Origin of the sequence: Streptomyces avermitilis MA-4680 = NBRC 14893 (genome assembly GCF_000009765.2) — a bacterium.
GTDB lineage: Bacteria > Actinomycetota > Actinomycetes > Streptomycetales > Streptomycetaceae > Streptomyces > Streptomyces avermitilis.
In genome coordinates, this window is record NC_003155.5 from 2,448,209 (window position 1) to 2,462,936 (window position 14,728).

Here is a 14,728-nt window from a genome sequence, read left to right on the forward strand (position 1 = left end):
TGACTTGGTAAAACCAAGTAACACCACGAACCGGAGGGCACAGCGCATGGAGTTCCGGCAGTCGAGCAAGCTCAGCGAGGTCTGTTACGAGATCCGCGGCCCGGTGATCGAGCACGCCAACGCGCTGGAGGAGGCGGGCCACAGCGTGCTGCGCCTGAACACCGGCAACCCCGCGCTCTTCGGCTTCGAGGCGCCCGAGGAGATCCTCCAGGACATGATCCGGATGCTCCCCCGGGCGCACGGCTACACCGACTCGCGCGGCGTCCTCTCCGCCCGCCGCGCCGTGGCCCAGCGCTACCAGGACCGTGGCCTGGAGGTCGACGTCGACGACGTGTTCCTGGGCAACGGCGTCTCCGAACTCGTCTCGATGGCCGTACAGGCGCTGATCGAGGACGGCGACGAAGTCCTCATCCCGGCCCCGGACTTCCCCCTCTGGACGGCCGTCACCACGCTCGCGGGCGGCAAGGCGGTGCACTACCTCTGCGACGAGCAGGCCGACTGGTACCCGGACCTGGCGGACATGGCCGCGAAGATCACCGACCGCACGCGCGCCGTGGTCATCATCAACCCCAACAACCCCACCGGCGCGGTCTATCCGAAGGAGATCGTCGAGGGCATCCTCGATCTCGCCCGTCGGCACGGCCTGATGGTGTTCGCGGACGAGATCTACGACCAGATCCTGTACGACGACGCCGTGCACCACTCGGCCGCCGCCCTCGCGCCCGACCTGGTGGTCCTCACCTTCTGCGGCCTGTCGAAGACGTACCGCGTGGCCGGCTTCCGGTCCGGCTGGCTGGTCGTCACGGGCCCCAAGCAGCACGCCCGCAGCTATCTGGAGGGCCTGACGATGCTCGCCTCCATGCGGCTGTGCGCGAACGCCCCCGCCCAGTACGCGATCCAGGCCGCGCTCGGCGGCCGCCAGTCCATCCAGGAGCTGACCGCACCGGGCGGCCGGCTGTACGAGCAGCGCGACCGCGCCTGGCAGAAGCTCAACGAGATCCCGGGCGTCTCGTGCGTGAAGCCGAAGGGCGCGTTGTACGCGTTCCCGCGCATCGACCCCACCGTGCACAAGATCCACGACGACGAGAAGTTCGTCCTGGACCTGCTGCTGCGGGAGAAGATCCAGGTGGTCCAGGGCACCGGCTTCAACTGGCCCCGCCCCGACCACTTCCGCATCCTCACGCTCCCCCACGCGGACGACCTGGACGCGGCGATCAGCCGGATCGGGCGGTTCCTGAGCGGGTACCGGCAGTAAGACCGTCCGGCACATTGGGGCTGTCCGGCGCAGTAGGGCTGTCCGGCGCAGCCGGACCTGCGGCCGGCACCCGGCGGTGTCACCGTACGAAGGGACAGAAAGGGTGTGGCGATGGGTGACCTTCTCCTCGTACGGCACGGTGAGACCGAGTGGTCGGTGTCCGGGCGGCACACGGGGTCGACCGACATTCCGCTCACCGAGAACGGACGGGAGCAGGCGCGCAGGCTGGCTCCGCTGATCGCCTCGCACCACGTCGGGGCCGCGTTCGTCAGCCCGATGCGGCGGGCGCGGGAGACGGCGCGGCTGGCGGGGCTCGACGGGGCGCGCGTCGACGCGGACCTGAGCGAGTGGGACTACGGCGGGTACGAGGGGGTCACGACCGTCGAGATCCACCGGACCCGGCCCGACTGGTTCCTGTTCACGGACGGGGTCGAGCCCGGCCCGCCGGAGCACCCCGGGGAGAGTCCGGAGGAGGTCGGGGCGCGCGCGGAGCGCATGCTGGCCAAGGTCGACGCGGCGCTCGCCGACACGGAGGGCAGTGTCGTCGTGGTCTCCCACGGTCACTTCCTCCGCGTGCTGGCCGCGCGGCGGCTGGGGCTGCCCGCCTCGGGCGGCGCCCTGTTCCAGCTCGCGACCGGAACGGTGAGCCGGCTGAGCACGGAGCACCGCCGCCATGTGGTGGCCAGCTGGAATGTCAGACCCTCCTCGTAGTCTTCAAGTGGGCCGGTCAGCAGGCCGCCCGCCGAGAGGACGAAGGAAGGAGCGCCGCCGTGACCCGACCGCCGACCGCCGCGCAGCGGCGCGTCATCGAGGCCGCCGATCCCGTCACCGGGCGACTGAAGGGGACCGAGGCCCAGCTCGCCGCCCTGGTGAAGCGAGGACTCGCCTTCCGGCATCCGCGGCCGCCGCACGACCACTTTCTGACGCCCGCCGGGCATCGCATACGTGAAGCTCCCGAGCCGGTCGTCGAGACACCCGCGCCGGCCGAGGCCGGGTCCGGCGTGTTCGCCGCGCGGATCGGCGGCGAGGAGGGCGAGGCCGGCCCTTCCCGCCTCCGCGAGGTGCACAGTGCCTGGCAGGGGCTCCTGGAGTTGCGCCGGATGACCAGCCCGGACGGTGCCGTCGACCGTCCGTGCGGGTGGGAGCGTGCGCATCTGGTGCAGGCCGCCGCGCTCGCGCTGGAGGCCGCGGGGCACCGGCCGGCAGGCACGGACGGTGGTGGGTACCGGGTGCGCGCGACTCCCCAGCCGGAGGCGGTCGCGGTACAGGAGCCGGACCCGGAGGCGTTGCGCGCCTGCGCGGCCACGCTGGAGAAGGCGGGCTGGCAGGTCGGCGAGCACGCGGAGCCGCGCACGGGGGCGCGGTATGTGCTGGCCTCACCGAGGCGCGTATGAGGTCTCGCCCCGGCGGCCCGAAGCCCGAAGCCCGAAGCCCGAAGCCCCAAAGAGCCTACGGGGCAAGGGAATTGGAGATCCCTCGCTCACTAGTGCTCCGTTAGTGTTGCGTCCGTCCTGATCGTCGTAGAGGGGGAAGTCGTGGCAGAGCCGTTTTCCGTAGCAGTGACTGTCCGCGGGTACGAGACCGATGTGCAGGGACACCTCAACCAGAGCGTGTATCTCCAGTACGCGGAGCACGCCCGCTGGTCGCTGCTGCACGCGGCCGGGATCAGCCAGACGGAGCTGACAGGCAAGGGCGTGGGTCCGGTGACCCTGGAGACCACCATCCGCTACAAACGGGAGCTGCGCGCGGGGGACGAGGTCGAGGTGACGTGCGGCTTCGTCTGGGGCGAGGGCAAGAGCTTCCGCGTCGAGCAGACGATCCGGAAGACGGACGGCACGGTGTCCGCCGAGCTGACGGCGGTCGGCGGACTGCTGGACCTCAAGGAGCGCAGGCTGGTCGCGGACCCACGCGAGTACTTCCGCGCACTGGCCGCCGACCCGGGTTTGTTCGACCTCTGACCGTCAATCACGACCCCGCGCCCGCCGTGTTGTAGAGCGGGTGCGCGGCCTCCTACCCATCCAGCAGTTCCGGCCGGTGCCGGGCGTCGTAGGCCGCGCGCGACTGTGCGACGGTGACCCGGTGCCGCTCGGCCCAGTCCGTCAGCGACAGCAGGGTCGCGTGCAACTCCCCTGCCACCGGGGTGAGTTCGTACTCGACCTTCGGCGGCACCGTCGAATGGACGGTGCGCGTCACGAGCCCGTCCCGCTCCAGGTTGCGCAGGGTCAGCGTGAGCATCCGCCGGCTGATGCCCTCGATGCTGCGCTCCAGCTCGGTGAAGCGGATCGGCCCGTGCGCGGCCGCGACGATGATCTGCACGCTCCACTTGCCGGCGACCCTGTCAAGAACTTCGCGGACGGGGCACGCGTGCGCGTTCACGACCTGCGCCGTAACAGCGGTGTTCCCTTGGGACATTCAGGTGCCTCCTTATGCCGGTATCCATGGTCACCCACGATGTACTCCGTTACAAGTCGTGCACCTAAGGTGCTTTCGGAGACCACGGAGGTCAGCCAGCCATGTCGTTCCTGATCGAGTCCCGCACGCGACAGCGACAGCGAACGCCCTCCCGGTGGGCGTCCCTGGTCGTCCTGTGCGCGGGTACGTTGATGACGGTCCTGGACGGCAACGTCGTGACCGTGGCCATGCCCGCGATCCAGGGCGACCTCGGCTTTTCGGGCCCTGGGCTCGCCTGGGTGGTGAACGCGTATCTGATCCCGTTCGGCGGACTGCTCCTGCTGGTCGGCCGCCTGGGCGACCTCGTGGGCGGCAAGCGGATGTTCACGGCGGGGCTCGCCGTCTTCACCGTGGCGTCCGTGCTGTGCGGGGTCGCCACCAGCCAGGCCACGCTGGTCGCGGCCCGCGCCCTGCAAGGGATCGGCGGAGCGATGACCTCGGCCGTCGTCCTCGGCATGCTCGTCGCCCTCTTCCCCGAACCGCGTGAACAGGCCCGTGCCATCGCGGTGTTCAGCGCGGTAGGCGCGGCGGGCGGGGCGCTCGGCACATTCCTGGGCGGTGCGCTGACCCAGGCCCTGAACTGGCACTGGATCTTCCTGATCAACCTGCCGATCGGCGTACTGGCCTGGCTCGCCGCCCTGCGGTTCCTCGCCCCGGAGCGGGGTGCCGGGCTCGGCAGGGGCGCCGACTACCCGGGCGCGGCGCTGGTCACGGGCGCGCTGATGCTCACGGTGTACGCGATCGTCGGCGCCGGCGACCGCGGGCTCGCCGGCACGCTGGTCCTCGCGGCGGTCTCACTCGCCCTCTTCTCCGCGTTCACCGTCCGCCAGGCCCGAGCCCCTCGCCCCTTGCTCCGTCTGCGCCTGTTCCGCTCGCGCGTGCTGACCGGCGCGAACGCCGTGCAGGTCCTGATGATCGGGGGGATGTTCGGCTTCCAGTACATCGGCGCGCTCTATCTCCAACGCGTCCTTGGATACGGTGAGTTGCTCACCGGAACGGCTTTCCTGCCGGCGCCGATCGCGATCGGGGTGCTGATGCTGGGCCTGTCGGCGCGGACGATCGCCCGCTTCGGCCCGTACCGTGTGCTGCTCTCGGGTCTCGTGCTCATCTCCGCCGGAATGGCCCTGCTGAGCCGTGCGCCGGTCGACGGCACCTACCTCGCCGACGTCCTGCCACCGCTGCTTCTCCTGGCCGCCGGTTTCGCTGCTGCCATGCCCGCCGTGACGGGGCTCGCGATGTCGGGCGCCCGTGCGGAGGACGCCGGACTCGCCTCCGGGCTCTTCAACACCACACAGGTGGTGGGCGGTTCGCTGGGTCTCGCGGTGCTGACGACCCTGGCGGCGAGCCGCACCGACCATCTGCGGCACGGGGGCGCCGACCTCGTGGCGGCCACCGCGTCCGGCTACCGGCTGGCGTTCATGGTGGCGACGGGCATCGCCGTGGCGGCGCTGGTGCTGGCGGCGGGGGTGCTGCGAACGGAGCGTGCCACCTCGGGGCAGCCCCCGGCGAACACCCCCAGGTGATCCGCACCCACGCGTCACAGCACGTACGCCGCCGGCCCCGCTCCCCCATCTGGCCGGAACGTGCGCTCAGACCGCGGCCCAGCGGGTATCCCTGCACACGGCGATCCCCGCACACGGCGTCACCGCACCCGCACACGATCCCTTCCATGCCCACGGACCCGCCCACCACCCCCACCGCGGAACGAGGGAGACCCCATGCCGCTGGCGCGCCGCGTCCTCCTGACCGCTCTCGCCGCCGGGTCCGCGGGCGCCGCCGTCGCCTGTGACCCGGCCTCGGCCGACGGAGCGCCCGCGGCGGGCTCGGCCGCGACGGCCGCCCGCCGGCTCCTCCCCCGTCACTGGCGGCAGCTGACGTTCCGCACGGCGGGCGGACGCGACACGTTCCAGGTGTCCGGCCGTACGGGCCGCGTCACCGTCACGGGCGGCACACCGGCGACCCAGCTCACGGGGCTGAACTGGTACTTGAGGAACATCGCGGACGCCGACATCAACTGGGCGGGCAGGCAGCTCCGCCTGCCCCGCGCACTGCCGGGCCTCGCCGGCACAGTGACCCGGCGCGCGAACGTCCCGCACCGCTTCGCCCTCAACGACACGAACGACGGCTACACGGGCCCGTACCACGACTGGACGTACTGGGAGCGTGAGCTCGACGTACTGGCCCTGCACGGCTACAACGAAGTGCTCGTCCAAACGGGCGCGGACGCGCTCCACCACCGGGTGTTCCAGGAGTTCGGGTACACCGACGAGGAGCTGCGGAAGTGGATTCCGGGGCCGGCCCATCAGCCCTGGTGGCTGCTGCAGAACCTCTCCGCCTTCCCCGACCCCGTCTCACAACAGCTCCTCGACGCCCGGGCCGCGCTCGGCCGGCGCATCGCGAACCGGCTGCGGGAGCTGGGCATGACACCGGTGTTCCCCGGCTACTTCGGCACGGTTCCGCCGGGCTTCGCCGACCGCAACGCGGGTGCGCACACCGTCCCGCAGGGCACCTGGATGGGCTTCGCCAGGCCCGACTGGCTGGACCCGCGCACCGAGCACTTCACACGGGTGGCCGCGGCCTTCTACCGGATCCAGGACGAGATGTTCGGCGGCGCCTCGACCCGCTACAAGATGGACCTGCTGCACGAGGGCGGCAGCCCCGGTGACGTGCCCGTCGGCGACGCGGCGAAGGGCGTCGAGAGGGCGTTGCGGGCCGCGCACCCGGGCGCCGTATGGGTGATCCTGGGCTGGCAGCACAACCCGCCCAGGGCGATCGTCGACGCCGTGGACAAGGACCGGATGCTCGTCGTGGACGGCCTCTGTGACCGCTTCCCGAAGGTCACCGACCGCGAGGCGGACTGGCACGGCACCCCGTACGCCTTCGGCTCGATCTGGAACTTCGGCGGCCATACGACCCTGGGCGCGAACACTCCCGACTGGGCTTCGCTGTACGAGCGGTGGCGCACCAGGCCGGGCAGCACCCTGCGCGGTGTCGCTCTGCTCCCGGAGGCCGCGGACAACAATCCGGCCGCCTTCGCCCTGTTTTCCGAACTCGCCTGGCGCGAGGGCGACTTGGACCTGCGCGCATGGTTCGCGCGGTGGGCGCGCTCGCGCTACGGGGGACGCGATCCACATGCGGAGGCCGCCTGGGACATCCTGCGCCGGACCGCGTACGGCACCACGCGCGCCGACTCGTGGAGCGAGGGCGCGGACGGGCTGTTCGGGGCGCGCCCCTCCCTCGCGGCGACGAAGGCGGCTTCCTGGTCGCCGAAGCGCCTCCGTTACCGGCCCGAGGAGTTCGAACCGGCGCTTGGCGAGCTCCTGAAGGTGCGGCCGGGGCTGCGCGGCTCGTCGGCGTACCGCCGCGACCTGCTCGACGTGGCCCGCCAGGCACTCTCCAACCGCAGCCGGGTACTCCTCCCGCAGATCAGGACGGCGTACGAGGCCAAGGACACCGCCCGCTTCGACCGGCTGACCGGCGTCTGGCTGGCCCTGATGGACCTGCTGGAGGCACTCCTGGCCACCGACTCCCGTCATCTGCTGGGCCGTTGGGTGGCCGACGCGCGGGCGTGGGGTGCGAGCGCGGCGGAGCGGGACCGGCTCGCGTACGACGCCCTCTCGCTGCTGACCGTGTGGGGCACCCGCGCGGGTGCGGACGCCGGGCTGCGCGACTACGCCAACCGCGAGTGGGCGGGACTGGTCGGCGGGCTGTACCGGCTGCGCTGGTCGACGTACTTCGCGGAGCTGCGGTCGGCGTCGCGGGAGGGACGCACGCCGAAGAAGACCGACTGGTTCGCCCTGGAAGATCGCTGGACCCGGAATCCCGGGGGCCTGGCGACGCGGCCCACGGGTGACACGTACCAGGCCGCCGTCCGGGTGCACGAACGGCTGACCGCCGAGCGATAGCCGGGGCGGCCGGGGGCGGCACGGGAACCGACTCAGCTTTCTTGACGGGTATACGTCACCCTCGAACTCTGGTAGGAAACTTTCCTAACAGTACGCGGAACGACGAACTCCCCCTCTTGGAGGTACCGTGCACTCCCCCCACATACGCACCTCACGCCGCACCCTGCTCGCCCTGATCGGAGCCTCACTGGTGGCAGGCCCACTCGTCGCGAACCAGTCCGCGACCGCCGCACCCGTCGGCCTGGACGACCCGGCGAAGAAAGAGATCGCCATGAAGCTCGTGTCCAGCGCGGAGAACTCCTCGCTGGACTGGAAGGCCCAGTACAAGTACATCGAGGACATCGGCGACGGCCGCGGCTACACCGCCGGGATCATCGGCTTCTGCTCCGGCACCGGCGACATGCTCGACCTCGTCGAGCTCTACACCCAGCGCAAGCCGGGGAACGTCCTGGCCACGTATCTGCCCGCCCTGCGCAACGTCAACGGCGGCGACTCGCACCAGGGCCTGGACCCGGGCTTCCCCGGCGACTGGCGCCGCGCGGCCCAGGACTCGGCGTTCCAGCAGGCCCAGAACGACGAACGCGACCGCGTCTACTTCGACCCGGCCGTCCGGCAGGGGAAGGCGGACGGTATCGGCGTACTCGGACAGTTCACGTACTACGACGCCATCGTCATGCACGGGGACGGCGGTGACAGCACCAGCTTCAGCAGCATCCGCGGGCGCGCCCTGGCCAAGGCCGAGCCGCCGGCGCAGGGCGGCAACGAGGTGACGTACCTGAACGCCTTCCTCGACGCCCGGGTCTGGGCGATGCGGCAGGAGGAGGCCCACTCGGACACCAGCCGGGTCGACACCGCCCAGCGGGTCTTCCTGACGAAGGGCAACCTGAACCTGGATCCGCCACTGGACTGGAAGGTGTACGGGGACAGCTACCACATCGGCTGACCCCCGCGCGAGGCCGCGGCCGAGGCGCACGGCCGGGACGCCGCGGCTCCGTGCCGGACACGGAGCCGCGCGCGAGCCCGGACACGCAAGGCGCCTGCGAGCCGGGTCAGTGTGCCGTCACCGCGGAAGGCCCCGCGGCCGGGGAGCCGGCCCCGCCCCGCTGCCCGGCGATCTCCTCGCCCGGCTCCATCGGCGCCGTCACCTCGTCGTCCCCCTGGCGCCTGCCCAGATGGTTGAAGAGGAGGTTCAGCACCACGGCCGCCACGCACCCGGTCGAGATCCCCGAGTCCAGGACGATCTTCGCCGTCTGCGGGAACGCGTGGTAGAACTCCGGCGCGGTGATCGGGATGATGCCGACCGCCAGTGACACCGCCACGATCAGGACGTTGTTGTCCTTCTCCAGGCCGGCCCGGACCAGGGTCTGGATGCCGCTGGCCGCGACCGAGCCGAACAGGACGACGCCCGCGCCGCCGAGGACGGGCCGGGGCACGACCGCGATCAGCGAGGCGGCCACGGGACACAGGCCCATCAGGACCAGGAAGCCGCCGCCGGTGGCGACGACGTACCGGCTGCGGATCCTCGTCATCGCGACCAGGCCGATGTTCTGCGCGAAGGCGCTGCACATGAACCCGTTGAAGAGGGGGCTGAGGGCCGAGCCGAGGGTGTCGGCGCGCAGACCGGCGGCGATGGTCCGCTCGTCGGCGGGGCGTCCGACGATCTCCCCCAGCGCCAGCATGTCCGCCGTCGACTCGGTCATCGAGACCACCATGACCACGCTGAGGGAGAGGATCGCGGCGAGCTGGAACCGCGGTGCGCCGAAGTGGAACGGCGTCGGGAAGCCGATCAGGTCCGCTCCGGCCACCGGGCCGAAGTCCGTGACGCCGAGGGGTATCGCGAGCAGCGTGCCGATGACCAGGCCGAGCAGGACGGCGATCTGCTTGACGAAGCCGTGGGTGAAGCGGCGAAGGAGCAGCACGATCACGAGAGTCGCGGCGGCGAGCCCCAGGTAGGTCGTCGAACCGTAGGAGTCCGCCGTGGGGTCGGGGCCCTGGGCCCAGCCGAAGGCGACGGGCAGCAGGGACACGCCGATGAGGGTGATCACGGTGCCGGTGACGACCGGCGGGAAGAAGCGGACGGCCTTGCTGAAGAAGGGGGCCGCGACGAAGCCGAGGGCGCCGGCGACGATCACCGCGCCGAAGATGATCGGGAGGGCGTCGGACCTGTCCTTGGTGGAGGCGACGATCGCGGTCATGGGGGCGACGCCGGCGAAGGTGACGCCGTTGACGAACGGAAGCCGGGCACCGATCTTCCAGAAGCCGAGGGTCTGGAGGAAGGTGGCGAGGCCCGCGGTGAACAGGCAGGCGCCGGTGAGGAAGGTCAGCTCGGTGCCGGAGAGGCCCGCGGCCGCGCCGACGATCAGGGGTGGGGCGACGACGCCGGCGTACATGGCGGCCACGTGCTGGAGGCCGCTGGTCGTCATCTTCAGAAGCGGGAGCTTCTCGTCAACTGGATGCCGGGGCTGGTCGGTTGGGACTGCATCGGTGCTGGGCGATGGCTGGGCGGCCACGGCGGCTCCTCCGGTCGGGTGCACGTCGTCGTCGACGTGGGTTTCAGGGAGGTGATGCGCGGTCGTGCGGGACCGGGACGGACACCGTTCCGGGGCGCGCACAGCCATGCGCGCCCCGGACGCGGCCGCCATGAACCCCGCTCGGGTCCACGGCTACCGGCCGAGGGCCGTCCCCCTCGGCCGGAGATCTCCGGTTGTCAGGCCTGCGCGGCGATCCGCGCCAGCCGCTGCGCCTCTTCCCGCGTGGAGCGGGCGACGGCGTCCTCGTCGACGTGCAGCAGCCGGCTGTTCTCGACGACCGGCTCGCCGCCCACGAGGGAGAGCGTGACCGGAGCCGCGGCGCCGAAGACCAGGGCGGTCACCGGGTCGGCGATCGAGGCGTGGGCGAGCGTGTCGAGCTTCCACAGCACCAGGTCGGCCAGCTTGCCCGTCTCCAGGGAGCCGATCTCGGCTGCCCGGCCCAGGACTTGGGCGCCTCCGTAGGTGCCGAGGCGCAGTGCCTGACGGGCGTTCAGGGCGGCTTCGCGGTGGGCGCCGAGACGGTTGATGAGGAGGGCGTTGCGCAACTCGGTGTGCAGCTCGCCGGATTCGTTGGAGGCCGTGCCGTCGACGCCGAGGCCGACGGGGACGCCCGCCGCCAGCATGTCGGGGACCCGGGCGATCCCGGCCGCGAGGCGGGCGTTGGACGACGGGCAGTGGGCGACACCGGTCTTCGTACGGGCGAAGGCGGCGATGTCGGAGTCGTTCATGTGGACGCAGTGCGCCATCCACACGTCCTCGCCGAGCCAGCCGGTGGACTCGAAGTAGTCGGTCGGGCCCATGCCGAACAGTTCCTTGCAGAACTGCTCCTCCTCGACGGTCTCCGAACCGTGGGTGTGCAGCCTTACTCCCTTGCGGCGCGCCAACTCGGCACCTTGCGTGAGGAGTTCGGTGGATACGGAGAACGGGGAGCAGGGCGCGACGGCGATCTGGGTCATCGCGTCGAAGGACGCGTCGTGGTGCTCGTCGATGGTCGCCTCGGTGGCGGCCAGCGCCCCTTCGAGGGTCTCGACGGCGAAGTCCGGCGGCAGACCGCCGTCCTTCTCACTGCGGTCCATGGAGCCGCGGGCGAGGGTGAAGCGGACACCCGTCTCCCGGGCGGCGCGGATGATCGCGCCGGACAGGTCGCCGGAGCCCTTCGGGTACACGTAGTGGTGGTCCATGGCGGTGGTGACACCGCCGCGGGCCATCATGGCGAGGGAGCCCTGCGCGGCCGAGTGCACCATCCGCTCGTCGATGCGCGCCCAGGTCGGGTAGAGCGCGACGAGCCAGTTGAAGAGGTTGTGGTCCGTGGCCAGGCCCCGGGTGATCCACTGGTAGAAGTGGTGGTGCGTGTTGACCAGGCCGGGGGTCACGAGGTGGCCGGTGGCGTCGATACGGCGTACGACGTTCTCCAGGTCCTCGGGGGCCTTGCCCGCGCCGAGCGACTCGATGCGGCCGCCTGCGACGACGATGTGTCCGGAGGCGTACTCGGTGTCGTCCGCGTCGACGGTCGCGATCGCACAGTTCTCGATGACGATGCGCCGGGCTGCTGCCATGGTTCGTCCTTTTCCCTCTGTGAACAGGGCACGGCAGGACCCTAGGAGTTTTGAGTGCCGCGGCCGGGAGGCCACGGGTGCCGAAGGAAGGTGTTTTCGGGTGCCCCCGGCCGGCCGGGGGCACCCCGGGTACGTCAGAGGTTGGTGAGGTCCACCGGGATCTTCGCCTCGCAGCCGTCCCGCAGGACGGTCGCCTCGATCAGGCCGTAGGGCCGGTCGGCGGCGAAGTACACCTCATTGTCGTTCTTGAGCCCGAACGGCTCCAGGTCCACCAGGAAGTGGTGCTTGTTCGGAAGCGAGAAGCGGACCTCGTCGATCTCGCTGCGGTGGTTGATGATCCGCGAACCCATCTGGTACAGGGTCTGCTGGAGGGAGAGGGAGTACGTCTCGGCGAAGGCCTGGAGCATGTGCTTCCTGGTCTGCTCGTAGGACTTCTCCCAGTGGGGCATCTTCCGCTCGTCGTCAGACCAGTTGAAGCGCCAGCGGGCAGCGACCTGGGTGGCGAGGATACGGTCGTACGCCTCGGGGAGCGTCGTGTACTTGTCCTTGACGTAGCCCCAGAACTCGGAGTTGGTCGAGTTCATCACGACGAGGTCCTTGAGGCCGGAGATGACCTCCCAGGACGAGCCGTCGTAGGTGATCTGGGTGACGCGGGTCTCCTGGCCCTTGCGGACGAAGGAGTGCTTGACCTCGTCGGCGCCGATGAACCTGGAGTTGGCGTCGGAGGCCTCGATCCGCTCCCAGGTGTACTCCTCGATGCGGATACGCGCGGTCTTGATCGGCTCCTGGCTCGTCACGAAGTGCCGGGCGAGGTGGATGCCGAACTGCTCGGCGGACTCGATGCCGTGCTCCTTGGCGAACGCGTACACCGTGTTCTTGGTGGTGTCGGTCGGCAGGACGTTGGCGTTCGAGCCGGAGTAGTGGACCTCGTCCATGTCGCCGGAGAGCGCGACGGAGACGTTCAGGTCCTTGATGTGGTGGGTGGCGCCGTCCCGCGTGATCTTCACGACTCGGTTCTCGGCCTTGCCGTACTGGTTCTGGCCCAGCATCACAGGGCGGCCGGGGCGGGAATCGTCTGTCATCTTCTGCTAGCTCCCTCGGTAAACGGAGTAGCCGAACGGGTTGAGCAGCAGCGGTACGTGGTAGTGCTCGCCGGGCTTCACGGCGAAGGTGATCGCCACCTCGGGGAAGAACGCACCGCTGTCCCGATTCGCGGGGGCGTCCTGCTGCGCATCGGCTTGCTTCTTCTCGAAGTACGGTTCGACGGCGAAGTCGAGCCGTACGTGGGTGGTCCCGGCCGGCAGGGCCGGGAGGTCCTTGCACCGCCCGTCGGCGTCGGTCGCGGAGCCGCCGAGCGCCTGCCAGTCTCCCCCTTGCCCGTAGGAGGCGGAGCGCCCCGAGCGGGCGGCGAGCTGGACGGCGACGCCCGCGGCGGGGCGGCCGATGCTGGTGTCCAGGATGTGCGTGGACACCGAGGCGGTGGTGCTGGTGCTCATGCGTGTGCGTCCTCTTCGACGAGTCGGGCCAGGCGGATGCGGTTGATCTTGCCCAGCTCGGTGCGGACGATCTCCCGCTCCCGCTCCGGCGCGTTGCCGATCCGCTCCCTGACCGCGTCGCGCATCTGCTCGCCGGTGCGGCCGGTCGCGCAGATCAGGAAGACATGACCGAACTTCTCCTGGTACGCCAGGTTCAGTTCGAGCATGTCCGCCTTGAGTTCCTCGGAGGCGCCGGCCATGCCGCGCTGCTCCCGGGCCGAGGTCGGGTCGCCGGGCTTGGGGCGGCCGATCGGCGGGTGCCCGGCCATCGCCTGCGCCAGGTCCGCGGCGGTCAGTTCGGCCATCGCGGCGTCACTCGCGGTGTAGAGGTCGTCGGCGGTGGCGTACGGGCGGGCGGCGATCAGCCGCCTCGCCCACGTCGTGGAGGCGCACGCCTCGTGGAGGGCGGCGAGCGCCGCGTGCTCCCCCAGGTCGTTGAACCGGGCGAGGCCCGGCGGCGTGGAAGTCGAAGTCACGGGAGCCTCCGTGGCCTTGTACTGAACGGGCTGCCGCCAGCTAACGCCCTCCGCGACACGACGTCAACAGTTTGTTGAAAATTCTGGGTAACAGAGGCGCCGTCCGGATGCCGGGCGGCGACTCGCCACCCGGCCGGGCAGCACATCCCCGGTCAGACCCGTTCGCCCGGGCTCGTGCCAGCCAGGGCCCTTCCGGTCAGGCCTCTTTCTCGCGATTGAGGTAGTTGTAGACGGTGAAGCGACTGACGCCCAGGGCGCTCGCCACGGTCTCGACGCCGTGCCGCACCGAGAAGGCGCCGCGCGCTTCGAGAATCCGCACGACCTCCTGCTTGGACTTGCGGTCCAGGTCGGCCAGCGGTTTGCCCTTCTTGCGCTCCATGGCGGCCAGGATGTGGTCGAGGGAGTCGGCCAGCTGCGGCAGACGTACGGCGACCACGTCGACGCCCTCCCAGGAGAGCACGACGTCGTCGACGCCGGCCTCGTCGGGCGGAAGCATCTCGCCACCCATGGCGTCGACCAGCGGCTTCACGGCCGCGATGAACGGCTCGTCCCCGTTGCCGGTCACCTATCACCCTCCCCGATCACGTTGACCTGGAGCGACACACGGGTGGCACCCGCCTCCAGGGCCTTGCGCAGCAGGGCGTCCACGGCGGTGAGCACCGCGTCGGCGCCACCCTCCGCCGTGTTGCCGAACGGGCCGACGTCCACCGCGTCCAGCTCGGCCGCCTCGACCACCTCACGGGCCACCAGCGCGTGCGCGGGCGCCTCGTCGAGATCGAAGGGCTCGGTCGTGAACTCCACTCGCAATCGCACACTGCCCCCAGGACAACGTTCTGACCTGCGACTTCCACCGCAAGCCCAGCTATTTCACGGCAACGGACCGGGTGCGTCCGCCACGAGGCGACCCTAGCCGACACGGGGTTCCATCCGGCTCCGACTCCGCAAGGGCGACGAACTCGCCCTCCATGAGCGGCACTTCCCGGCCCCCGGACGCCCGGACGGAACGCTGACGCAAACCC

The 14,728-nt window shown here is 70.7% G+C and carries 15 protein-coding genes; 7 read left to right on the forward strand and 8 right to left on the reverse strand.

Translation table 11 applies throughout. The features are described from left to right. Positions 1-46: 46 nt before the first annotated feature. The 4 genes from SAVERM_RS10570 to SAVERM_RS10585 all read left to right on the forward strand — a co-directional run bounded on the left by SAVERM_RS10570 (position 47) and on the right by SAVERM_RS10585 (position 3,213). On the forward strand, positions 47-1,255 hold the full coding sequence (locus SAVERM_RS10570) for a pyridoxal phosphate-dependent aminotransferase (RefSeq protein WP_010983448.1): 1,209 nt from the start codon (positions 47-49) through the stop codon (positions 1,253-1,255). Positions 1,256-1,366: 111 nt separating this feature from the next. After that, a complete protein-coding gene (locus SAVERM_RS10575) occupies positions 1,367-1,966 on the forward strand; it encodes a histidine phosphatase family protein (protein ID WP_010983449.1) in 600 nt (199 codons plus the stop codon). Positions 1,967-2,025: 59 nt separating this feature from the next. After that, entirely contained in the window at positions 2,026-2,649 is a 624-nt protein-coding gene (locus tag SAVERM_RS10580; RefSeq protein WP_037647287.1) for a hypothetical protein, read from the forward strand. Between the two features lie 141 nt (positions 2,650-2,790). After that, complete coding sequence (locus tag SAVERM_RS10585; protein WP_010983451.1) at positions 2,791-3,213, forward strand: acyl-CoA thioesterase; 423 nt, start codon at positions 2,791-2,793, stop codon at positions 3,211-3,213. Between the two features lie 52 nt (positions 3,214-3,265). On the opposite strand, the gene SAVERM_RS10590 is transcribed toward SAVERM_RS10585, so the two are convergent. Further along, the gene (locus SAVERM_RS10590) at positions 3,266-3,667 is read right to left on the reverse strand and encodes a winged helix-turn-helix transcriptional regulator (protein ID WP_010983452.1); all 402 of its coding nucleotides are present in this window, start codon (positions 3,665-3,667) and stop codon (positions 3,266-3,268) included. 101 nt (positions 3,668-3,768) lie between these two features. Here SAVERM_RS10590 and SAVERM_RS10595 point away from each other — a divergent pair, with 101 nt between their 5' ends. The 3 genes from SAVERM_RS10595 to SAVERM_RS10605 all read left to right on the forward strand — a co-directional run bounded on the left by SAVERM_RS10595 (position 3,769) and on the right by SAVERM_RS10605 (position 8,554). Beyond that, positions 3,769-5,229, forward strand: coding sequence for an MFS transporter (locus SAVERM_RS10595; RefSeq protein WP_010983453.1), 1,461 nt, complete (start codon positions 3,769-3,771; stop codon positions 5,227-5,229). Between the two features lie 195 nt (positions 5,230-5,424). After that, positions 5,425-7,611 (forward strand): alpha-N-acetylglucosaminidase, encoded by a 2,187-nt coding sequence (locus SAVERM_RS10600; RefSeq protein ID WP_010983454.1) that lies wholly within the window; start codon positions 5,425-5,427, stop codon positions 7,609-7,611. A gap of 127 nt (positions 7,612-7,738) precedes the next feature. Beyond that, entirely contained in the window at positions 7,739-8,554 is an 816-nt protein-coding gene (locus SAVERM_RS10605) for a chitosanase (protein WP_010983455.1), read from the forward strand. A 106-nt stretch (positions 8,555-8,660) separates the two neighbouring features. Here SAVERM_RS10605 and SAVERM_RS10610 read toward each other — a convergent pair whose 3' ends face one another. The 7 genes from SAVERM_RS10610 to SAVERM_RS10640 form a co-directional block, all read right to left on the reverse strand. Beyond that, positions 8,661-10,229, reverse strand: coding sequence for a nucleobase:cation symporter-2 family protein (locus tag SAVERM_RS10610; protein ID WP_078234624.1), 1,569 nt, complete (start codon positions 10,227-10,229; stop codon positions 8,661-8,663). An 89-nt stretch (positions 10,230-10,318) separates the two neighbouring features. Then, entirely contained in the window at positions 10,319-11,698 is a 1,380-nt protein-coding gene (locus tag SAVERM_RS10615; protein WP_010983457.1) for an 8-oxoguanine deaminase, read from the reverse strand. 134 nt (positions 11,699-11,832) lie between these two features. Continuing rightward, positions 11,833-12,780 carry a factor-independent urate hydroxylase gene (gene pucL, locus SAVERM_RS10620; protein WP_010983458.1) on the reverse strand — a complete coding sequence of 316 codons (948 nt, stop codon included), beginning with the start codon at positions 12,778-12,780 and terminating at the stop codon, positions 11,833-11,835. A gap of 6 nt (positions 12,781-12,786) precedes the next feature. After that, the gene (gene uraH, locus SAVERM_RS10625; protein ID WP_010983459.1) at positions 12,787-13,194 is read right to left on the reverse strand and encodes a hydroxyisourate hydrolase; all 408 of its coding nucleotides are present in this window, start codon (positions 13,192-13,194) and stop codon (positions 12,787-12,789) included. Further along, positions 13,191-13,709, reverse strand: coding sequence for a 2-oxo-4-hydroxy-4-carboxy-5-ureidoimidazoline decarboxylase (gene uraD, locus SAVERM_RS10630; protein WP_010983460.1), 519 nt, complete (start codon positions 13,707-13,709; stop codon positions 13,191-13,193). The genes uraH and uraD overlap by 4 nt, the downstream gene beginning before the upstream one ends. A gap of 196 nt (positions 13,710-13,905) precedes the next feature. Further along, positions 13,906-14,274, reverse strand: coding sequence for a helix-turn-helix domain-containing protein (locus tag SAVERM_RS10635; RefSeq protein WP_010983461.1), 369 nt, complete (start codon positions 14,272-14,274; stop codon positions 13,906-13,908). Next, entirely contained in the window at positions 14,271-14,522 is a 252-nt protein-coding gene (locus tag SAVERM_RS10640) for a YkoF family thiamine-binding protein (RefSeq protein ID WP_010983462.1), read from the reverse strand. The genes SAVERM_RS10635 and SAVERM_RS10640 overlap by 4 nt, the downstream gene beginning before the upstream one ends. Positions 14,523-14,728: the final 206 nt, after the last annotated feature.